Origin of the sequence: Kitasatospora sp. NPDC058046 (assembly GCF_042885595.1) — a bacterium.
GTDB lineage: Bacteria > Actinomycetota > Actinomycetes > Streptomycetales > Streptomycetaceae > Kitasatospora.
This window is the reverse complement of the sequence record NZ_JBHVRS010000003.1, coordinates 256595-276285: the sequence shown is the minus strand read 5'-3', so window position 1 is coordinate 276285 and position 19691 is coordinate 256595. Positions and strand designations below refer to the sequence as shown.

The following is a 19691-nucleotide window of genomic DNA, read 5'->3' as shown; positions in this document are numbered from 1 at the left end:
GCCGGCTGTCGTTCGTCGACCGCTACCTCGCGCTCTGGATCCTCGCCGCGATGGCCCTCGGCATCGGCCTCGGCCGGCTCGTCCCGGGCCTGGGCGACGCGCTCGCGAAGGTGACCGTCACCGGCGTCTCGCTGCCGATCGCGCTCGGCCTGCTGGTGATGATGTACCCGGTGCTCGCCAAGGTCCGCTACGACCGGCTCGACACCGTCACCCGGAACCGCCGCCTGCTGATCCCCTCCCTGGTGCTCAACTGGCTGGTCGGGCCCGCCGTGATGTTCGCCCTCGCCTGGCTGCTGCTGCCCGACCTGCCGGAGTACCGCACCGGGCTGATCATCGTCGGCCTCGCCCGCTGCATCGCCATGGTGATCATCTGGAACGACCTGGCCTGTGGCGACCGGGAGGCCGCCGCCGTGCTCGTCGCCCTGAACTCCGTCTTCCAGGTGGTCGCGTTCGGCGCGCTGGGCTGGTTCTACCTGTCCGTGCTGCCCGGGTGGCTCGGCCTGGAACAGGCGGCGCTCGACGTGTCGGCCTGGGAGATCGCCCGCAGCGTGCTGGTCTTCCTCGGCATCCCGCTCGCCGCCGGCTACCTCACCCGCCGCCTGGGCGAGAAGGCCCGCGGCCGCACCTGGTACGAGACCGGGCTGCTGCCGCGGATCGGCCCGTTCGCGCTGTACGGGCTGCTGTTCACGATCGTCGTCCTGTTCGCGCTCCAGGGCCGTGCGATCACCTCGCAGCCCCTCGACGTCGCCCGGATCGCGCTGCCGCTGCTGGTGTACTTCGCCGTCATGTGGGCCGGTTCCCTGGCGCTGGGCCGCGCGGTGGGCCTGGACCACCCGCACGCCACCACCCTGGCGTTCACCGCCGCGGGCAACAACTTCGAACTGGCCATCGCCGTCGCCATCGCCACCTTCGGCGCCACCAGCGGCCAGGCCCTCGCCGGAGTCGTCGGGCCGCTGATCGAGGTGCCGGTGCTCATCGGCCTCGTCCACGTGGCCCTCGCCGCCCGCCGCTACTTCCCCCAGCCCGCCACCGCCGTCGAAGGGTCCGCCCATGTCTGAGTCTCAGCCGCCCGTGCCCGCAGCCGTGTTGCCGTCCGGGCCGTCCAAGCCGTCCGTGCTGTTCGTCTGCGTGCACAACGCCGGCCGTTCCCAGATGGCCGCCGCCTTCCTGAGCCACCTCGGCGGCGACCGGGTCGAGGTCCGGTCGGCCGGCTCTGCGCCCGCCGACACCGTCAACCCGGCCGTGGTCCGGGCGATGGCCGAGGCGGGGATCGACCTCTCCGCCGAGACGCCCAAGGTCCTCACCGTCGAGGCGGTCCGGGCCTCGGACGTGGTGATCACCATGGGCTGCGGCGACGCCTGCCCGTACTTCCCCGGAAAGCGCTACCTGGACTGGCAGTTGGCGGACCCGGCCGGTCAGGGCGTCGACGCCGTGCGCCCGATCCGCGACGAGATCGAGCGGCGCGTCCGCGGTCTGCTCGCCGAACTGGGCGTGGGGGCGGGGGCGTGAACGGGGGAGTGGCCATCGTCGCGATGACGGCGGCGCACGCCGAACAGGTCCTGGCGATCTACCGGTTCGGGATCGACGGCGGCGACGCCACCTTCGAGACCGCCGCGCCGAGTTGGGAGGTGTTCGACGCCGCGCGCCTGGCCGAGCACCGCTTCGTCGCCCTCGACGGACACGGAGACGGGGACGGGCACGGAGACGGGGACGGGCACGGAGACGGGGACGGGCACGGGCACGGCCGGGTGCTCGGCTGGGCCGCGGTGGCCCGGGTGTCGGACCGGTGCGCGTACGCGGGTGTGGTCGAACACTCCGTCTACGTCCACCCCGGGGCGCGGGGGCGGGGCGTGGGCGCCGCGTTGCTGGAGGCGCTGATCGCCTCCACCGAGCGGGCCGGGATCTGGATGATCCAGTCGGGGATCTTCCCGGAGAACACGGCCAGTCTCGCCCTGCACGCCAGGGCCGGGTTCCGGGTCGTCGGGACGCGGGAGCGCATCGGCCGGCGCGACGGCCGGTGGCGCGACGTGGTCCTCCTTGAACGCCGCAGTCCTACGGTCGGTTGAGCACATCGCTGACCGAATCGCCGTCCGAAGAGCCGTCCGGCGGGTGGCGCGGAGTGGGAAGTCGGCCGGGCCGACTTCCCACTCCGCACGTGTCCGGGTACGGCGCCGACTACACGCCGACCGCGGTGCCGGCGTGGGCGGAGGCCGCCTGGTACTCGTCGTCGCCCTCGAACCGTGCTTCGCAGCCGGTGGTGAGAGTGCTGGCGACGATGACCGGATCGAGGATCTTGGAGCCGGAGTTCAGCTTGGCGATCCCGCTCTGGTCGGTGGTCGCGGAGCCGACGCGCTGGCCGCTCGCGGTGCTGTAGAAGGTGATCTGCCGCCCCACGATCGGCTTGCCGTCCGTGTCGGTCAGCGTGGCCTCGAAGTCACCGCTGATCGGCGAGTGGGCGACCACGTGGCCGCTCACCGTGCGTGCCGTGAGCTGGACGGGCTTCTTCTCGGAAGTCATAACGTAACCTCCTGGATGCTCTGGGCTACTCCCTCCACCGTAGGCACGTCCGTGAGGGCCTGCACCCGGGCCGTATCGCCGCAGGTCAGGGCCGTCAGCGGGGCCGCTCCTCACGGGCCGGTCCCGCCCTCGGCGGGGGTGCGGGGAGCGGGCGCGACCCGGTGGCGTCCGGCGCGGGGATCGGGGAGACTCGCGCGCATGGTTTCGGTGTTGCAGAACGTGGCGATCGACTGTGCGGACGCCTATGAGCTGGCGCGGTTCTGGAGTGGTGTGACCGGTCGGCCGTTGGACCCCGACTGCCGGCCGGGGGACCGGGAGACGCAGGTGCTGCTGGCGGAGGGGCCGGTGCTGTACTTCAACCAGGTGTCCGAGGCGAAGACGGTCAAGAACCGGGTCCACCTGTGCCTGCGGCCCGAGACCTCGCGCGACCAGGAGGTGGAGCGGCTGCTCGGCCTCGGCGCGACCTTCGTCGGCGACCACCGGAACCCCGACGGTTCGGGGTGGGCCGTCCTCTCCGACCCCGAGGGCAACGAGTTCTGCGTGCTGCGCAGCGACTCCGACCGGGCCGTCACGAACCCCTGACGCCGGCGCGCCGTCCCGGCCGGAGCCGCGACCAGGCCCCGACGCCCAGGGCCGTCCCAATCCCCAGGAAGGCCCCGACCCCGGCCGGCGCGACCCACCCGGTGATCGGCGCCGCCGCGCCGCCGCCCTCCCCGGTGAGGGCGAGCAGCGCGGTGAGCAGACCGTACGGGACCAGCAGCGTCCCCGCGCAGGCCAGAACGAGCAGCGGCCCGCGCGGGAGGCGCCGTCCCCACGGCCAGGCGAGGGCGCAGGCCATGGCGAGCCCGGCCAGGGCGAGGACGGCGGTGAAGTCGACGCCGTGCCGTTCCAGCCAGACCAGGGCCCCGGGCGCGCCGTTGCGGGCGAACTCGTCCGCCACGTCGAACCCGGCCGCGAGCCCGGCCCGGCCGCCCGCCGCCCAGTAGCTCTTCAGGCCGATGTACGGGACGGCGGCGGCGACGCCCAGCGCCGCGACCCTTCGTGCCGTGGCCGGTGTCGGTGCGCGCATGCCGTCTCCTCCGGTGTCCCCGCCCGCCGGCCGCTGCCGCCGGGCGGACTCCACCGTGCCCGCGCCCGGGGCACCGGGTCGTCCTCCCCGGAGCCGGGTTCCGGGCCGAGCCGTCCCCCGCCCGGGGGAGTGGGAAGCCGGCCCGGCCGACTTCCCACTCCGGGGGCGACGGGGCGACGGGGGCCAGGGGCTACCGGGAGAGCAGGACCGCTCCCGCGGCCGCCGCCGCGGCCAGGATGACGAGGGCCAGGACCGCGCAGCCGAGGTTCGCCTCCACGGACCCGCGGGTGGCGGCGAGGGCCGGGGTGAAGTCGGCCGGGTTGTCGGGCGCGTAGTGGATCACGACGTCCTGGCCGTACACGGCGGTGGTGTCGGACAGGTACGAGGGCTGGTAGCCGGTGACGGCCGTCCCCTCGGGGGTGGTGAAGGAGTAGACGGGTGTCCGGCTGGTGCGGAGGTCGCCGTCCGCGTCGGTCTCGACGGTCCTGAGGACGGCGATGACGCGGCCCGTCGCGGACGCCATGGCGTCCAGCTCGGCGAGACGCTTCCTCATGCGCCGCCGCTCCCCGGGCAGGTGGAAGGCGGTGAGGACGGTGAGCGGCCCGCAGACCGCGACCAGGGACCACGGCCAGCCCCAGTCGATCGAGGCGACGACCACCAGCCCGACGTAGATCAGCAGGACGGCGGAGTTCGGCAGGCCGAGCCCGCGCCCGCCGCCCTGGAGGCTGTTGGTGAACCGGAAGGCGTGCGGCCGCCCCGGCGGGTAGCGGATTCCGACCTCCCGGCCCACCCAGGCCGTGGTGATCAGGTCGCCGGTCCCGGTGTCGTTCGTGACGACGAACTCCTCGCCGGTGGAAGGGTCCCGGAAGCGGACGACCACCGCGATCCCGTCCTCCTGGGAGCTCCCGTGCCGCGGCTCCCGCACCCGTTCGATCCGCCCCGTCACCCGTACCGTCCGCTGCGCCCGGGTCAGGCCGGCCAGCGACCGCCCGTACCCGACCAGCGCGACGAGGCCGAACGCCCCGCACCACAGCGCCAGAACTCCGTGCCAGTTCATCTGCGTCCCGTTCCTGTCCGTGGTTCAGTGCGCCGAGGTGCGCCGCAGCACCCGGCCCTGCCCGTCCGCCTCCAGCACGGCGGCGCCCCCGGGCCCGGTCACGCTGACCGTGATGGTGACGGGGCCGTCGGTGCGGAGGACGGTGATGCTCCAGGCCTGCGGGGCGTGGACGCCGAGGGTGGTCCTGGCCTCCTCGACCAGGGCGGGGAACCGCTCGTAGGGCAGCGACTTCGGGTCGAACTCGCGGGCCTTCGTGTCGGCCGAGGAGAACGTCACCGCCAGCAGGTTGTCCGTCACCTGGAGGGTGGTCACCGGGCCGTACTCGCCGTTCCGGGTCACGGAGTCGATCGACCGGCTCAACGCGCCGTCGTCGAGGAAGGACTGGCCGGCGCCGAGCACGACGGTGCCGGACCCGCCCGTCACCACCTCGGCCGACCATGAGGAGGAGACCGAGGGGTCCGCCGAGGAGGACGGCGGTTCGGCGGGCCGCTGCTCGAACAGGTCCGCGCGGAACAGGAACACGACGGCCGTGGCGGCGAGCAGCAGGCCGAGGAGCCCGACGAAGCCGACGGCACGGCTCTCGGGAGGCTCGCTCAGCCTGGTCGCCTCGGGTGCGGAGTCGAGTCGGGCTCCGGCCGCCCGCTCCTCCCACTCCGGGGTCGGCCGCTTCACGATCCGCATGTCCGTCGGCCGGTCCGGCGGGTAGCGGACCACCAGGACGGTGCGGGGCACGTAGTCGGGGAGGTCGGCGACGTTGATGTCCTGGGTGAGCTCCACCCGGAACGCGGGCCCGTCGTCCGGTACGACGGTGAGGTCGAACCGCACCGCCCGGTCGGTCACCTGGCCCTCGGGGACGGTCCGGCCCTCGACCACCGCCAGCGCCGTACGCGGGACGACGGCCGCCTCCCGCGCCCGCCGCGGCCAGCCGGCGAGGAGGTACAGCAGGCCGTAGCCGATCGGCACGCCCAGGCCGCCGACGAGCAGCGGCACATTCTCCAGGACGACGCCGACGACCAGCCCGGCGAGCGATCCTCCGATGACGCCACCCGTCAGGAAACTGCGGGCGAGGGCGATCGGCAGGTTGCGCCTGGGCGGCACGCCGGGGGTGATCGTCATACCGGTGATTGTGCCGGGCTGAGGGGCCGGCCGATAGGCCTTTGTGCCGTCGCCGGTGGGGAGTTGCTCGCGACCGGCCCTGCCGGACGGGCTTCGGCCTCGGTCGACTACTCGTCGTAGACGACCGTGAAGTCCCTTTCAGCCGTGGCGAATTCGGCCAGTCGGCTGCGGAGCAGCGCGGCCGACGACGGGACCTCGCGCTCCAGCTCGGCCCAGCCGGTGAAGCGCAGCTCGCGGGGCATCGCGACCAGGCCGGTGATCGCGTCCCAGAAGGCGTTCCAGTTCCTGCCGTAGAACGCCGGGAAGCCGAGTTCGCGCTTCAGGACGGCGTGGAGACCGCTGTCGTCGCGGACGGATCCGACGTCGATGGTGACGAGGCGGGGCACGCTCGGTGTCGGGTCCTCGGTGGCGCCCGGGAAGGACGGCAGCCACCAGCACCAGACCGACCGGTCCTCGGGCCAGGGGCGGCCTTCCTCGTCCGCCCGGTCCTCGAAGACGTCCCTGGCCAGGTCGATGGGCCGCCAGGCGGGGTCGAGCGGCTCGTCCGGCGTCGGCGGCCGGACGAAGCGGCGGCCGCGCTGGTCGCAGGCGCCGTATTCCTGGAAGTTCCGCTGGGCCCGCACCAGCGAGACGCTGTTGGCGCCGCGTGGCAGGAGCGGCCGGCGGAGCTGGGTCGGGTCGTCCTCCCAGGAGCAGACCGGGCAGACGACGGAAGAACCGGGCCACCCCTCCCGGACGTCGAAGACGAGATGGCCGCAGCAGGGGCAAGGCCGACGAGTGTCCACCCCGGCAGTCTGGCCCGCCGTCCCGGTGCGTGGCGACCCGGTTTCGCGCGGCCGTTCGTCAGCCTTCCGTTCTGCTCCCCAACTCCGCTGCAACTGTGTGCAATCGGCTCGGGGGCGGCGGCGGTGCGCGGCTACGCTTCTCGGTAGGAGCCGCACGGGGAGTGCGCCGTCCACCCCGACAATTCCCAGGCAGGTGAACCATGCCCTCAGTCATGCCGTCCAGCAGCGCGGTGGCGGTCCGCAAGGAGGTCGCCGACCGGTTGCGCGAGCTGTGCCGCGACGCCGGGTTCAACGGGCGCGAGCTGGCGCTCCGGGCCGGCTGGCACCCCTCCAAGTCCTCCCGGATCATCAACGCGCTGACCTCGCCCTCCGACGAGGACATCCGCACCTGGTGCCGGCTCTGCGGGGCGGAGGAGGATTCGGCCGACCTCATCGCCGCGACCCGCTCCGCCGAGTCGATGTACGTGGAGTGGCGGCGGCTCCAGCGCACCGGGCTCACCCGGCTGCAGAACTCCTACGTGCCGCTGTTCGAGCGCACCAGGGTGTTCCGGGTGTACAGCTCCTCCCTCGTCCCCGGGTTCCTGCAAAGCCGGGGCTACGCAACGGCGTTGCTCTCCGCCATCACCCGTTTCCACGGCACCCCCGACGACGTCGCCGACGCGGTCGACGCCCGGCTCGCGCGCTCGCGGATCGTCCGGGAGGGCGGGCGGCGGTTCGCCCTGCTGGTGGAGGAGTCGGTCCTGCGCCACCGGATCGGGGACGCCGGGGTGATGCGCGGGCAGCTGGACGACCTGCTGGCCGCGACCGCGCTGCCCGCCGTCTCGTTGGGGATCGTCCCGGCGGGCGCGGAGCGGGAGGTCTGGCCGCTGGAGACCTTCAGCGTCTACGACGAGGAGCAGGTGGAGGTGGAGACCCTCACGGCGAGCCTGACCGTGACCAGGCCCCGCGAGGTCGCCCACTACCTGGACGCCTTCGAGAAGTTGTCCGGTACGGCCGTGTACGGGGACCGGGCCCGGGCGCTGATCGGTTCGGCGCTCGACACGCTCGGGTGACGCGCGAGTACCACGGTTCGGCGATCGGCAAGGGAGGATGACCGCGAACCACCTATCCGAGCGAATCTGACGATGCATCAGTTAGCATCCGGTCGCTCCGGACCATGATGCGGTCAGCATCCGTTACGGAAAAGGTGGTTCGCATGGCCAGTATCAGTGGGCAGCCGATCCCGGCGATCACCGAGGCGACCCTCACGGAGATCGCCGACAGCGGCCTCCGGGGCCCTGGCAACACCGTCAACCAGGCCGTCGTCGACCTCGGCAACGCCTTGGTGGCGGCCGTCCAGGGCGACGAGAGCGTCGAGCTCCCGCCGGAGCTGGCCGAGCTGGTGGCCCAGGTGCGGCGGATCGCCGAGGTCGAGGTCACGGGGATCCCCGTCGAGGAGAACCTCAAGCTGTCGGCGTTCACCATCAAGCTGCACGGCGACGAGCAGCGCCCGGTCGTGATCCTGCCCGCGGGGTGGAACCCGCTCGGCTGGCTGCCCTTCGTCTACGCCTACTTCAAGCTGGCGCTGCGCGGCTACCACGTGCTGACCTACACCCCGCGCGGCCTCGGCTACCCGGGCTGGATCTCCACCTCCGGGGGGCACATCGACGTCGCCGGGCCCAAGGACTGGGCCGACGGCTCGAAGGTCATCACCTACGCGGAGGGGCACTTCAGCCCGAGCAAGGTCGGCTTCCTCGGCGTGTCCTACGGCTCCGGGATCAGCCAGCTGGTCGCCGCGCACGACCGGGACGAGCGGGTCAAGGCCGTGGTCGCGCTGAGCACCTGGGGCAACCTGGCCACCAGCCTCTACGCCAACGACACCCGGCACGTGGAGGCCGTCAAGGTGCTGGTCGGCTTCACGGGCGGGGAGCGGGACGACAAGTTCGACGAGGAGGCCCTGGACATCCTCGACAAGTTCGACCAGAACCGCGACCTCGACGACGTGGTCGCCTGGGGCACCGAGCGCTCGCCGGAGACATACCTGGACAGGACCAACGAACTCGGCATCCCGACCTACATCTCCAACACCTGGCACGAGACCCTTTTCCCGGTCGCCCCGGTGATCGACGTCTACAACCGGCTGACCGTGCCGAAGCAGCTGAACCTGTGGATCGGCGACCACGGCGCGCCGGAGGGCGCCGGACTGTCCGGACTGCTGACCCACCTGCCGTTCCCCGGTCTGGCGGAGCCCCTCCGGGAGGCCTACGAGTTCCTGGACCACCACCTGCTGGGTGTCGACAACGAGGCGCCGAACCGCAAGCAGGTGACCAATCAGGTCATGTTCACCTACAAGACCAAGCCCGTGCTGGGCGGCGGGCAGCGGATCACCGAGGCCGCCCGCAGGGAGGGCCACGACTCGTGGGCGGACGTCACCACCGGCACGGAGGTCTGGTACCTCACCGGCGTCAACGGCGACGGTGATGGCGCGCTGGCCGACAAGCAGAACGACGACTGGTCGCGGAGCTTCACCGCCGGCCTGGAGACCAAGGCCACCGCCGTGGACGAGGTCATCAAGACCGGCCAGAAGGAGTGGACGGGCAACCCCCGGCCGTACGTCCTGGCCGAGTTCGAGCGGGAGAACCTGCTCGTCTGGTCGACCGATGCGCTGACCGGCAGCGGCGGGGTGGCCCGCCGCATCCGGGGCGCCGCGACGGTCCGGCTGACCGTGCGCAGCACCGCGGACGCCGCCACCCTGGTGGCGTACCTGTTCGACGTCGCCCCGGACGGCACCGCGCGGATCATCACCCACGATCCCTACACCGTGCTCGGCCTGACGCCCGGCCAGGACGCCACCGTCGAGTGGGAGCTCCAGCCCGCCGCGTACGACGTGCCGGACGGGCACCGGGTGGCGCTGGTCGTCAACAGCCGCGACCGGCTGTACGCCTTCACGGGCGAGGTGGGCAGCACCACCACCATCGGTTCGCCGCGCGGGAACGAGTCCCGGCTGGAGCTGCCGCTGGGCTGATCCGCCCGGCGCTCCTGCCCCGGCCCGTAGGCCCCGGCCCGTCGCCCTCGTGGCGGCGGGCCGGTCGGCGTCCGTCAGGCCGTGGTCCTGGCGGTGGAGCCGCGCAGCAGGAGCGCGATGAGGACGGCGAGCAGCGCGCCGACGGCTGCCAGGCCCCACAGCACGGAGTGGAAGGCGGAGTCGTAGGCGTGCGCCAGGAAGTCAGTGAAGGCGCGGTGGTCGGTGGCGCCGGAGAGTTCGGCGGCGCCCGCGAGGTCCCCGCCGGCCGCCCGGTCGGCGACCTCGCCGGCTCGGGAAGCGCCCGGGTGCGCGCCGATGCCGTCGGCGACCCGGGTGCCGAGCACGGTGGCCAGCGCGGAGCCGTACACCGCGACGGCGACGGCCTCGCTGCCCAGGCGCAGGGTGTTGAGGAAGCCCGCCGCCATGCCCGCCTTGGCCGGGTCGACCAACTCCAGCGCCTGGCCGTCGACCAGGCCGGCCGACAGCCCCATTCCGGCGCCGGTGATGAGCATCGGGGCGGCGAGCAGCAGCACGGTGGCGGAGGGGGAGAGCAGGGTGAGGGCGAGGTCGCCCGCCACCAGGCAGGCCAGGCTGAGGAGGACCAGGGTGAGCGGGCGCACGCCGCGGGCGACCAGCCTGGCGGCGAGCATCGGCAGGACCAGTACCGGTGCGGTGAGCAGCAGCATCAGCAGCCCGGCGGCGCCGGTGCCGCGGCCGGTGACGGCGGTCAGGTAGCTCGGCAGGTAGGTGAGCACGGTGACGAAGCCGAAGGAGGCGGCCACCGGCACCAGGCAGAGGCCGAGGAAGCGGCGGTCGCGCAGCAGGCCGAGGTCCAGCATCGGGTGGGCGCTGCGGTGTTCGACGGCCGCGAAGACGCCGAGTACGGCGACCGCGCCGGCGAACAGGCCGAGCACGCCCGCGCTGCCCCAACCCCACTGGGAGCCCTGGACGATGGCGGTGGTGAGCAGCACCATGGCGAGCACGAACAGCGCGCTGCCGGGGACGTCGATCCGCCCGCCGCCGGCGCCGCCGCTGCCGCCGGGTGCGGCGGCCACGGCGCGGGCGATCACGGGCAGCGCGAGCAGGACGAACGCCAGGGCGACGGCGTGCACCGCGAACACCCAGCGCCAGCCGAGGCCCTGCACCAGCACGCCGGCCAGCGACGGGCCGAGGGCGACGCCGGCCCCGGCGACGGTGCCGAACAGCGCGAAGGCCCGGGCGCGGGCCGGGCCGTCGAAGACGGTGGAGAGGATCGCCGCACCGCAGGAGAAGATCGCGGCGCCGCCGATGCCGGTGAGGGCGCGGGCGGCGTCCAGCCAGAGCACGTCGGCGGCGACGGCGCTGGCGAGCGAGCCGAGGGCGTAGAGGGCGACACCGGCGGCGAAGGCCCTGGCCCGGCCGATGACGTCGGCGATCGAGCCCCAGACCAGGGTGAAGCAGGCGAAGGCCACGTTGAAGGCGTTGACCACCCACTGGAGCGGGGCGAGGTCGGCGTGGGTGCCGGCGCCGATCCGGGGGAGGGCGACCGCGGTGCCGGAGATGGACATCGGGACGACGAGGACCGCGAGGAGGACGGCGGCGAGGACGGAGGTGCGGGCGGGGTGTCGCCGCTGGTCGGGGGCGCCGGACGGCGCGGCTTGCATGGCCTGCGTCGGCTGTGCGGCCTGTGTGGGCTGCGTGCTCAAGGGGGCGTGACTCCAGGCTTGAACCGGCCACGGGGTGGCCAGGTACGGATTTGATCGAACCTAAAGCTGTCATGGCGTCGAGGTACGATGCAACCCATACCTTGCGGAGGAGGAACCGATGCCCGACGCCGAAGGCCACCCCTCGACCGGGGAGATGGACCTGCGCACCGTCCTGGGCGCGCTCGCCGACCCGCTGCGCTACGGCGTGGTCGCGGCCCTGCTGCGGGAGGGCGAGGGGGCGGCGCGCACCTGCGCCTCGTTCAACCTCCCGGTCTCCAAGTCCACCCTCACCCACCACTTCCGGGTGCTGCGCGAGTCCGGCCTGATCCGCCAGGTCGACCGCGGCAACAGCCGGGCCGCCACGCTGCGCCGCGAGGACCTCGACCAGCGCTTTCCGGGGCTGCTCGACCTGGTCCGCGCCGACTCCTGACGGCGGGGGAGGCCCAAGCGGAGGTCAAGGAACCTTGACCTCCGCTTGGGGCCGTCCAGGGCTGACGGCGTGTCAAACTGTGCGCCCCGCAGGCCGATGAGGAGAGTTCGGTGGATCTGGCGCGCCCCCTGATCGAGGATTTCCCCGCCCACCCGGACGGCGACCCCGCCGACGCCCTGGCCCGCGCCGTCCGGGCCCGCCGCACCGCCCTCGGTCTCACCCTCCCCGACCTCGCGGTTCGCACGGGCCTCCCCGAGGCCGATGTCCGGGCCGTCGAGGCGGGGCACGCGAGGCCGACGCTGGCGCTGCTCACGGTGCTGTCGCGCGCCCTGCGGAAGGTGTAGCCGGGGAGGTCTTCAGACCGGCTCGTAGGAGGTCCGGCGGACCAGGGCGCGGGCGTCGGGGGAGTCCATGGGGTGGGCGAAGAGGTACCCCTGGCCGAGCGGGCAGCCCATGGCGGCGAGCAGGTCGCGCTGGTCGGGGTGCTCGATGCCCTCGGCGATGACCTGGACCCCGAGGGTGTCGGCGATCCGGGTGATGCCCTCGACCAGGGCGTACTGCTGGGGCGAGTGGCCGAGGCCGTCGATGAAGGACTTGTCGATCTTGAGCAGGGAGATCGGGAACTCGCGCAGGTAGGACAGCGAGGAGTAGCCGGTCCCGAAGTCGTCGATGGCGATGCCGACACCGAGTCCGGACAGCGTGGCCATGTCGGCGTGGACGCGGTCGTCGCGGCGCATCAGCACCGACTCGGTGAGCTCCAGGACGAGGGTGTGGGGGTCGATGCCGGTGGCGGCCAGCGCCCGGCGGACCACGTCCACGAAGCCGGCGTCGCGGAACTGGCGGGCCGAGACGTTGACGTTGACCCGCAGTGGCGGCCGGCCGGCGGCCGTCCGCGCCGCCGAGCTCGCGGCGTGCCAGGCGGCGACCTCCTGGGCGGCGCGTTCCAGCACCCAGGCGCCGAGCGGGACGATCTGGCCGCTCTCCTCGGCGAGGGCGATGAACTCGTCGGGCAGCACCATGCCGCGCCGGTCGTGCGGCCAGCGGACCAGCGCCTCGAAGGCGACCAGATCGCCCGAGCGCAGGTCGACGATCGGCTGGTAGTACAGCTGGAAGGCCGATTCGGCGATCGCCGAGTCGAGGTGCTCGTTCAGCTCGTGCCGCTCCACCATGCCGGTCTGGAGGGCCGGCCGGTAGTGGCGCCACTGGCGGCGGCCGGCCGCCTTGGCGGAGTAGAGCGCGAGGTCGGCGTGGGTGAGCAGCTCGGTCGCGTCCACGCTGTCCTCGGTGGTCGCCACACCGATGCTGGCCGTCACCCGCACCGTGCCCGACGTGAGCTTGAACGGTTCGGCGAACACCGCCAGCACCCCGGACGCGATGGTGTCCACGTCGGCGGGCCGTCTCGCGTCCTCCACCAGGACGGCGAACTCGTCGCCGCCGAGCCGGGCGGCGGTGTCCGAGGCGCGCAGCGCGGTGGAGATCCGCAGCGAGACGGCGACCAGCAGCTCGTCGCCGACCGCGTGCCCTTGGGTGTCGTTGACCACCTTGAAGTCGTCCAGGTCGATGAAGAGCACCCCGGTGACGGCCCCGCTGCGCTCGCCCCGGGAGAGCGCGTGCCCGACCCGGTCCTGGAACAGCACCCGGTTGGCCAGGCCGGTCAGCGAGTCGTGGAAGGCCCGGTGGGTCAGCTCGCGCTCCATCTGCCGCTGCTCGGTCACGTCGCGCAGGGTGAGCACCAGGGCGCCGACGGTCGGGTCCGCGCGCAGGTCGTCGGAGCGGACCTCGGCCTCGATCGGGGTGCGGTCCTGGCGCAGCAGCCGCCAGTGCTCGCGCGGCTGCTCGCCCCGGGGCGGCTCGGCGGTCCCGCGCATCCGGGCCAGCGCCTTGCCGACCTCCCGGCTGTCCTCGGGCGGGACCAGGTCGGTCAGCGGGGTGCCGGCCAGGTCGGGGCGGCCGAGCACCGTCGCGGCGGACGGGGAGGCGTAGCGCACGCCGTCGTCGGCGTCGAGGATCAGGATGACGTCGCTGGCGTTCTGCACCAGGGTGCGGAAGTACAGCTCGCTGTTGCGCTGGGTGACCTCGCGGCTCAGCACCACCCGCTCGACCGCGAGGGCCGCCTGCGCGGCGAGGATCTCCAGCGAGCTCCAGAGGCCGGCCAGCTCCTGCTCCGTCCCGGTGACGACGAGCGCGCCGATCAGCGGGTCGCCGGAGGGGCGCTCGGCGAGGGTGAGCGGACAGACCAGGGCGTACGGCATGCCGCCGAGGCGGGCGAGGAGGCCGCCGTCGGCCGGGGTGGCGGCCGGGTCCAGGCCGAGGGAGCCGACGGGCAGCAGCACGGTCTCCCGGGCGGTGGCGAGCTCCAGCACCCGGTCGGACTGCGCGGTGTCCCCGGGCGTGGGCCGGGGGGTGTCGCTCCCGGCGTGCCGGACGTGCAGCACCCCGGCCTCGGCGACGGAGAGCAGGGCGACGTGCCCGGCCTCGGCCGGCATCAGGGTGGAGGCGGCGGACTGGACGGCGTCCGCGACCTCCCCCACCGTGACGGCCGCGGTCAGCCGGGCGCCCGCCTCGCGCAGCGCCCGCTCGCGGGCCACGGCCTGCCTGCGGGCGGAGACGACCACCGCCAGCCGGGCCAGCACCAGCAGGTAGAGCACCGCCGAGAAGGCGCCGATCACGCCCGCGTTGCTGGTGTTGCCGGCCAGCGCCTCGATGATCAGGATCGCCGGGGCGATCAGCGAGGCCAGGGTGAGCAGTACCAGCCGGGCGGTGCTCAGGTCCGGCTGCTGGGTGGGCACCGGACGGGTCAGCTCGACCATCGACGGGTGCAGCGCCGCCGCGCCCCAGGCGGTGTAGAAGGCGGCCCAGCCGAGTTCGACGGGCGTGCCGATGTGCCAGGTGCCGTGCAGCTGGATCAGCCCGTACAGCACGTCGGAGACCATGATGCCGAGCGAGCCGACGGCGAGCAGCTGCAGGGAGCGGGAGTTGCCGCCGCGCGGGGTCAGCAGCCGCAGCAGCAGGGCGAGCACGACCACGTCGCCGAGCGGGTAGGCGATCGAGACGGCCTTCTGGAACCAGTCGAGGTCCGGGTTCCGGGCGTACGGGAGGATCAGGTAGATCCAGGCGAGCAGGGCCAGCCCCATGGTGGGGACGAGGGCGTCGAGCAGCCCGGCGCGGTCCTGACGAGCTGTGCGCCAGCGGATGAAGCCCAGCACGCCGACCGCGTACAGCACGTACTCGGCGAGGTAGAAGCCGTCCGCGACGGACGGGAACGGGTTGGGCACGTGCAGGATGTCCAGCTGGACGGCCTGCACCACCTCGCCCACCGTGAAGCTGAGGTTGGCGAGCGCCAGCACGTACCAGTAGCGCGCGTGCGCGGGACGGTTGAGGCGGACGCCGACCACGATGGCGGCGACGCCGCCGAGGCCGATGCCGGTCCACCAGATGATCCGCTGGCCGGGATTCGCGTAGTAGATGCCGGTGAACAGCACCATCCAGAGCAGGTAACAGACCATCAGGTGTTGTCGCCGGCGAGTCAACGAGGCTACCTCCTCCACGACATCACCCCGCCGGTCGGGCGGGGGAGTTCGGGTGAGGACGGGACGGGCCGGGCGTAGGAGCCGGTCCGGGTGGGGCGGATGAGCGCTTTCGCGCAGCAGCGAGGCGTCCGGTGGGGGGTGCGACCGGACGTCCTCGACGGGGCAGGAGTGCGTATAGTCGGAAATGTCGCACTCCCCAGCATTCTGCCGCCACAGCATGAGGTCAAGCCGGTGGACGACGCAGTAGACAGCGCACAGGGCGTACGAACGGATGCGAGCTCCGGCCGTCACGCCGTGGTCCGCAACGGCAACGGTCAGTATGCGATCTGGCCGGGCGACTTGACCGTCCCGGCCGGCTGGCAGCAGGTCCACGGGCCGGCCGGGCGGGCCGACTGCCGGGACTGGGTGGAGCGCGAGTGGCGCCCGGCCGGGCTGGGCTTCCCCGACGGCGCCCCGGTACGGCGGGCGGCGGGCGGAATCGCCGACCCGTCGGCCGGATCGGCGGACCCGTCGGCCGGATTCCCGCACACCGTCGCCGGATTCGCGGACACGGTGCACGGGCTGTTCCGCGCGCGGGCGGCGCACGACCCGGACGCGGTCGCCGTCATCGCCGCGGACGCCACGCTGAGCTACCGCGAACTCGACCTGCGCAGCGACCGGTTGGCCGCCGCGCTGCGGGCGCGCGGGACCGGCCCGGAGCAGGTGGTGCCGGTCTGCCTGGACCGCGGGGCGGGTCTGGTCACCGCCTGGCTGGCCGTGCTCAAGGCCGGCGGGGCCTTCCTGCCGCTGGACCCGGCCCACCCGCCGCGGCGGCTGGCCCGGCTGGTCGAGGACTGCGGGGCGCGGGTGGTGGTCGCGGACGGTGACGGGTTCCCGGAGGCGCCCGGGGTGTCCGTGCTCGGGGTGTCCGCGCCCGGGCCGGAGGACGGCGGGGAGCCCCTGAACCCCGGGGCGTTCTTCGCCGGGGACGACGGCGCCGTCCCCGACGACCTCGCCTACCTGATCTACACCTCCGGCACCACCGGCCGCCCCAAGGGCGTCCCCGTCACCCACCGCGCACTGCTGTTCACCCTCGACCGGATCGTCCACGCCTACCGGCTGCGCCCCGGCGAACGCGTCCTGCACCTGGCCGCGCTGGGCTCCGACACCGCGCTGGAGCAGGCGTTCGGCGCGCTGCTCGCGGGCGCGACGGTGGTGCTCGGCGGGGGCGGCGGCGCGGGCGGCACCTGGGCGCCCACCGAGCTGGCCGGCCGGCTGCCCGGGCTGGGCCTGGCCGTCGCCGACCTCACCCCCGCCTACTGGCACCACCTGCTCGACCTGCTCCCGCCCGGCGGGCCCGGCCCCCAGGGGCTGCGCCTGGTGGTGGTCGGCGGGGACGCCGTGCACGCCGCCGACAGCCGGCACTGCCTGGAGCGGCTGCCGGGCGCCCGGCTGCTCAACGCGTACGGGGTCACCGAGGCGGCCGTCACCTCGACGCTCTGCGAGGTCACGGCGGAGCTGCTCGACGGGGGCGGTGGAAGCTCCGCGGGGGCGGCCGGCACCCCGGCCGCGCCCGTGCCGATCGGACGGCCGCTGCCCGGGGTGCGGGTGCACGTGCTGGACGCCCGGCTGCGCCCCGTCCGGCCCGGGGAGAAGGGGCAGATCCACCTCGGCGGGCCCGGCCTGGCCCGGGGCTACTGGCGGCAGGCCGGGCTCACCGCCGAGTCCTTCCTGCCCGACCCGTACGCGCCGCTGCCCGGCGAGCGGATGTACCGCACCGGCGACGCCGGGCGCTGGCGGGCGGACGGGCAGCTGGAGATCCTCGGCCGCTTCGACGACCAGGTGAAGGTGCGCGGGCACCGGGTGGACCCGGCCGAGGTCGAGGCCGTCCTGGCCGCGCACCCCGACGTCCGACAGGCCCGGGTCGCGGCCGACGGCGAGGCGGCCGACGGCAGCCGCACGCTCACCGCGTACTACACGCCCGCCTCCGGGACGGCCGTCGGGGCGCCGGGGCTTCGGGCGTTCCTGGCCGACCGGCTGCCCGAGTACCTGGTGCCGGCCGAGTTCGTGCCGCTGGAGGCGATGCCGCTCACGGCGGCGGGGAAGATCGACCGGCGGCGGCTGCCGCACGCGCCGGTGCGCTCCCCGGCGTCGGCTCCCGTTCCCCCGTCGACCCCTTCGCCGGCCCCCGCGCCCGGCCCCGCCGGAGACGGGGCGCTGGAGGCGGCCGTCGGACAGCTGTGGGCGGAGCTGCTCGGCGTCGAACACATCGGCCCGGACGGCGACTTCTTCGCGCTCGGCGGCACCTCGCTGCTCGCGATGGAGATGCTGGCGCGGGCCCGGATCCTGCTCGGCATCGACGTCGGGCAGGTGCGCACGCTCACCCGGGCACTGCTGCGCGAGCCCGTCCTGCGCGCCTTCGCGGCGGCGCTGTCGGCGGTGCGCGCGGACACCCCCGCCGGGGCCGTACGGGACGCCGCGGTCGACTGGTTCGCGGAGGCCCGGCTCACCGAGGACCTCCGGCAGTCCTGGAGCCCGGCGCCCTCCCGCGCCGAACCCGCCGAGATCCTGCTCACCGGCGCCACCGGCTTCTGCGGCGCCCACCTGCTGCACGCGCTGCTCGCCACCACCCGGGCGCGCATCCACTGCCTGGTCCGCGCGCCCGACGAGGAACACGCGCTGGAACGGCTGCGGGCGGCCCGGCAGCGCTTCCTGCGGCAGGACCTCGCCGACCGGCGGGTGGTGCCGCTGGTCGGCGACCTCACCCGGCCGAAGCTCGGCCTGACGGACCGTCAATTCGACTGGCTGGCAGGGAACCTGGACGCGATCCACCACCTCGGCGGACAGGTCAACTTCCTCTACCCGTACCACCAGTTGCGTGGCGCCAACGTCGGCGGCACCCGGGAGGTCGTCCGGCTCGCCGGGCACAGCCGGGGCATCCCCGTGCACTACCTCTCCACCCTCGCCGTGCTGGCCGGCTTCGGCGCGGCCGGCGTCCCGAAGATAACCGAGCGCACCCCGCTCGCCCACCCCGAACGGCTCGGCGTCGGCTACGTCGAGAGCAAGTGGGTCGCCGAACAGCTGCTGCACAACGCGGCCGTCGCCGGGCTGCCCGTCACCGTGCTGCGCACCAACGACGTCACCGGGGACCTCGCGTCCGGGGCGATGAACACCGGCACCGAACTGTGCGCGCTGATCGCCTACGTGGCCGACAGCGGGACCTACCCGGACGTGCGGCTGCTGCTCGACTTCGTCCCCGCCGACCGCTTCGCCCGGGCCGTCGCGCACATCGCCGCCCACGCACCCGCCGCCGGCGAGGTCTACCACCTCACCTCCCCGCGCCCGGGCACCCTCGCCGACCTCGCCGAGCGGCTGCGGGCGCGCGGCCACCGGATCGCCCCGCTGCCGTACGGGGACTGGGTGCGGCGGCTGGTCCGGTTCGCCGCCGGGAACCCGACGCACCCGATCGCGCCGTTCGTCCCGCTGTTCGTGGACCGCGCGCCGGGGTCGGAGCTGTCGGTCAGCGAGATGTACTTCCGGCCGACGTTCCCACTGTTCGAGCGGGCGAACGCGGACGCGGCGCTGGCCGGGAGCGGGATCGAACTGCCGCCGGTGGAGGCGGGGTTGATCGACCACTACCTGGCGGGGCTGGAGCGGGAGGGCTTCCTGCGGGCGGCGTCGCCGTGAGCCCCTCCGAGGCGCTCGAAGCACTGGATGTGCTCGGCGCGCTGGACGTGCGGCGCGGGCCCGGCGACGGCCCGGTGGCCTTCGGCGGGTCGCTCGGCGCGCTCGGCCCCGGCGGGCTGCTGGCGGCGTACCGGCGCGGGTTGTTCCCGCTGCCGGCGGCGGACGTCTACGCGAGCGCGTACAACGAGGCGGTGTACGGGGACGCCGTCGAGGCGGGCGAGGTGGCGCTGCTGCCCGGCGGGGCGGACCCGTACGCGCTGGCCTGGTGGTCGCCCGACCCCCGGCCGGTGATCGCGCCCGACGGCGTCCGGCTCGGGAGCGGGCTGGCGCGGCGGCTGCGCAACCGGTCCACGTGGTGGACGAGCGCGGACCGGGCCTTCGGACGGGTGCTGGCGGCGTGCGCCGAGGGCCGTCAACCGGCTTGGCTCACCGAGGAGTTGGCGGCGGTGCTGGTGCGGCTGCACGAGCTGGGGGCGGCGCACAGCGGGGAGGTGTGGGAGGGGGAGGAGCTGATCGGCGGGGTGTTCGGGATCGCGGTCGGGCCGGTGCTGAGCCTGGACTCGATGTTCCGCCGCCGCCCGGACGCCGCCCGGGTCGCCGTCGCCGACCTCGGGGCGCGGTTCGGCGCGGCGGGCGGGCGGCTGCTCGACGCCCAGTGGGACGGGCCGCACGTGCGGAGCCTCGGGGCCGAGCCGATGGCGCGCTCGCGGTACCTCGCGGAGCTGTCGGGCGGGGGCGGGGCTTCCGCTGTGGTCCCGGACGGGGCGCCGCTGCCGGCGGCGCGGCTGGGAGAATCGGCACACCTCCGCTGACCTGCGGTTAAACCTGATCG

Annotated in this window: 17 protein-coding genes; 10 read left to right on the top strand and 7 right to left on the bottom strand. The window is 74.1% G+C overall.

Going from position 1 to position 19691, the window contains the following annotated elements; translation table 11 throughout:
• Nucleotides 1-50 precede the first annotated feature (50 nt).
• The 3 genes from arsB to ACFVU7_RS08995 are packed head-to-tail and all read left to right on the top strand — an operon-like array spanning nucleotide 51 to nucleotide 2066.
• Complete coding sequence (arsB, locus tag ACFVU7_RS09005) at nucleotides 51-1058, top strand: ACR3 family arsenite efflux transporter (protein WP_388044845.1); 1008 nt, start codon at nucleotides 51-53, stop codon at nucleotides 1056-1058.
• Entirely contained in the window at nucleotides 1051-1509 is a 459-nt protein-coding gene (locus ACFVU7_RS09000) for an arsenate reductase ArsC (RefSeq protein WP_388044756.1), read from the top strand. Before arsB ends, ACFVU7_RS09000 begins: the two co-directional genes overlap by 8 nt.
• A 23-nt stretch (nucleotides 1510-1532) precedes the next feature.
• Nucleotides 1533-2066, top strand: a complete 534-nt coding sequence (locus tag ACFVU7_RS08995) for a GNAT family N-acetyltransferase (protein WP_388044844.1) — start codon at nucleotides 1533-1535, stop codon at nucleotides 2064-2066.
• Nucleotides 2067-2175: 109 nt separating this feature from the next.
• Here ACFVU7_RS08995 and ACFVU7_RS08990 read toward each other — a convergent pair whose 3' ends face one another.
• Entirely contained in the window at nucleotides 2176-2517 is a 342-nt protein-coding gene (locus ACFVU7_RS08990; protein ID WP_049651007.1) for a hypothetical protein, read from the bottom strand.
• Nucleotides 2518-2715: 198 nt separating this feature from the next.
• Between ACFVU7_RS08990 and ACFVU7_RS08985 the strand changes: the two genes are divergently transcribed.
• Nucleotides 2716-3099: a VOC family protein gene (locus tag ACFVU7_RS08985; protein WP_049651006.1), complete on the top strand. Its 384-nt coding sequence runs from the start codon at nucleotides 2716-2718 to the stop codon at nucleotides 3097-3099.
• Here the strand turns inward: ACFVU7_RS08985 and ACFVU7_RS08980 are convergent.
• The 4 genes from ACFVU7_RS08980 to ACFVU7_RS08965 all read right to left on the bottom strand — a co-directional run bounded on the left by ACFVU7_RS08980 (nucleotide 3086) and on the right by ACFVU7_RS08965 (nucleotide 6544).
• Nucleotides 3086-3586, bottom strand: a complete 501-nt coding sequence (locus tag ACFVU7_RS08980) for a hypothetical protein (protein WP_388044755.1) — start codon at nucleotides 3584-3586, stop codon at nucleotides 3086-3088. The two genes, ACFVU7_RS08985 and ACFVU7_RS08980, sit on opposite strands and share 14 nt — an antisense overlap.
• Before the next feature lie 190 nt (nucleotides 3587-3776).
• Nucleotides 3777-4643: a DUF3592 domain-containing protein gene (locus tag ACFVU7_RS08975; RefSeq protein ID WP_388044754.1), complete on the bottom strand. Its 867-nt coding sequence runs from the start codon at nucleotides 4641-4643 to the stop codon at nucleotides 3777-3779.
• Between the two features lie 24 nt (nucleotides 4644-4667).
• A complete protein-coding gene (locus ACFVU7_RS08970; RefSeq protein WP_388044753.1) occupies nucleotides 4668-5759 on the bottom strand; it encodes a hypothetical protein in 1092 nt (363 codons plus the stop codon).
• Nucleotides 5760-5866: 107 nt separating this feature from the next.
• The gene (locus ACFVU7_RS08965; RefSeq protein WP_388044752.1) at nucleotides 5867-6544 is read right to left on the bottom strand and encodes a CPCC family cysteine-rich protein; all 678 of its coding nucleotides are present in this window, start codon (nucleotides 6542-6544) and stop codon (nucleotides 5867-5869) included.
• A 212-nt stretch (nucleotides 6545-6756) separates the two neighbouring features.
• On the opposite strand from ACFVU7_RS08965, the gene ACFVU7_RS08960 reads away from it, so the two are divergent.
• Both ACFVU7_RS08960 and ACFVU7_RS08955 read left to right on the top strand, forming a co-directional pair.
• Nucleotides 6757-7596 (top strand): helix-turn-helix domain-containing protein, encoded by an 840-nt coding sequence (locus ACFVU7_RS08960; RefSeq protein ID WP_388044751.1) that lies wholly within the window; start codon nucleotides 6757-6759, stop codon nucleotides 7594-7596.
• Between the two features lie 143 nt (nucleotides 7597-7739).
• Nucleotides 7740-9548 carry a CocE/NonD family hydrolase C-terminal non-catalytic domain-containing protein gene (locus tag ACFVU7_RS08955; RefSeq protein ID WP_388044750.1) on the top strand — a complete coding sequence of 603 codons (1809 nt, stop codon included), beginning with the start codon at nucleotides 7740-7742 and terminating at the stop codon, nucleotides 9546-9548.
• 74 nt (nucleotides 9549-9622) lie between these two features.
• Here the strand turns inward: ACFVU7_RS08955 and ACFVU7_RS08950 are convergent, their stop codons facing one another.
• Nucleotides 9623-11191, bottom strand: coding sequence for an MFS transporter (locus ACFVU7_RS08950; protein WP_388044843.1), 1569 nt, complete (start codon nucleotides 11189-11191; stop codon nucleotides 9623-9625).
• 160 nt (nucleotides 11192-11351) lie between these two features.
• Here ACFVU7_RS08950 and ACFVU7_RS08945 point away from each other — a divergent pair, with 160 nt between their 5' ends.
• The gene (locus ACFVU7_RS08945; RefSeq protein WP_074004133.1) at nucleotides 11352-11663 is read left to right on the top strand and encodes a helix-turn-helix transcriptional regulator; all 312 of its coding nucleotides are present in this window, start codon (nucleotides 11352-11354) and stop codon (nucleotides 11661-11663) included.
• Between the two features lie 110 nt (nucleotides 11664-11773).
• The gene (locus ACFVU7_RS08940) at nucleotides 11774-12007 is read left to right on the top strand and encodes a helix-turn-helix transcriptional regulator (protein WP_074004134.1); all 234 of its coding nucleotides are present in this window, start codon (nucleotides 11774-11776) and stop codon (nucleotides 12005-12007) included.
• Between the two features lie 12 nt (nucleotides 12008-12019).
• Here ACFVU7_RS08940 and ACFVU7_RS08935 read toward each other — a convergent pair whose 3' ends face one another.
• Nucleotides 12020-15193 carry a putative bifunctional diguanylate cyclase/phosphodiesterase gene (locus tag ACFVU7_RS08935; RefSeq protein WP_380738214.1) on the bottom strand — a complete coding sequence of 1058 codons (3174 nt, stop codon included), beginning with the start codon at nucleotides 15191-15193 and terminating at the stop codon, nucleotides 12020-12022.
• A 231-nt stretch (nucleotides 15194-15424) separates the two neighbouring features.
• Here ACFVU7_RS08935 and ACFVU7_RS08930 point away from each other — a divergent pair, with 231 nt between their 5' ends.
• Both ACFVU7_RS08930 and ACFVU7_RS08925 read left to right on the top strand, forming a co-directional pair.
• Nucleotides 15425-18859, top strand: coding sequence for an amino acid adenylation domain-containing protein (locus tag ACFVU7_RS08930; protein WP_388044749.1), 3435 nt, complete (start codon nucleotides 15425-15427; stop codon nucleotides 18857-18859).
• Nucleotides 18856-19671, top strand: a complete 816-nt coding sequence (locus ACFVU7_RS08925; RefSeq protein WP_388044748.1) for a leucyl/phenylalanyl-tRNA--protein transferase — start codon at nucleotides 18856-18858, stop codon at nucleotides 19669-19671. Before ACFVU7_RS08930 ends, ACFVU7_RS08925 begins: the two co-directional genes overlap by 4 nt.
• The last annotated feature ends 20 nt before the right edge of the window (nucleotides 19672-19691 follow it).

Excerpts from the sequence above, each read along its gene's own strand:
- arsB (WP_388044845.1), top strand. The coding sequence starts at position 51 with ATGGCCCTCGGCATCGGCCTCGGCCGGCTCGTCCCGGGCCTGGGCGAC.
- ACFVU7_RS09000 (WP_388044756.1), top strand. The coding sequence starts at position 1,051 with ATGTCTGAGTCTCAGCCGCCCGTGCCCGCAGCCGTGTTGCCGTCCGGG.
- ACFVU7_RS08995 (WP_388044844.1), top strand. The coding sequence starts at position 1,533 with ATGACGGCGGCGCACGCCGAACAGGTCCTGGCGATCTACCGGTTCGGG.
- ACFVU7_RS08990 (WP_049651007.1), bottom strand. The coding sequence starts at position 2,517 with ATGACTTCCGAGAAGAAGCCCGTCCAGCTCACGGCACGCACGGTGAGC.
- ACFVU7_RS08985 (WP_049651006.1), top strand. The coding sequence starts at position 2,716 with ATGGTTTCGGTGTTGCAGAACGTGGCGATCGACTGTGCGGACGCCTAT.
- ACFVU7_RS08980 (WP_388044755.1), bottom strand. The coding sequence starts at position 3,586 with ATGCGCGCACCGACACCGGCCACGGCACGAAGGGTCGCGGCGCTGGGC.
- ACFVU7_RS08975 (WP_388044754.1), bottom strand. The coding sequence starts at position 4,643 with ATGAACTGGCACGGAGTTCTGGCGCTGTGGTGCGGGGCGTTCGGCCTC.
- ACFVU7_RS08970 (WP_388044753.1), bottom strand. The coding sequence starts at position 5,759 with ATGACGATCACCCCCGGCGTGCCGCCCAGGCGCAACCTGCCGATCGCC.
- ACFVU7_RS08960 (WP_388044751.1), top strand. The coding sequence starts at position 6,757 with ATGCCGTCCAGCAGCGCGGTGGCGGTCCGCAAGGAGGTCGCCGACCGG.
- ACFVU7_RS08955 (WP_388044750.1), top strand. The coding sequence starts at position 7,740 with ATGGCCAGTATCAGTGGGCAGCCGATCCCGGCGATCACCGAGGCGACC.
- ACFVU7_RS08950 (WP_388044843.1), bottom strand. The coding sequence starts at position 11,191 with ATGCAAGCCGCGCCGTCCGGCGCCCCCGACCAGCGGCGACACCCCGCC.
- ACFVU7_RS08945 (WP_074004133.1), top strand. The coding sequence starts at position 11,352 with ATGCCCGACGCCGAAGGCCACCCCTCGACCGGGGAGATGGACCTGCGC.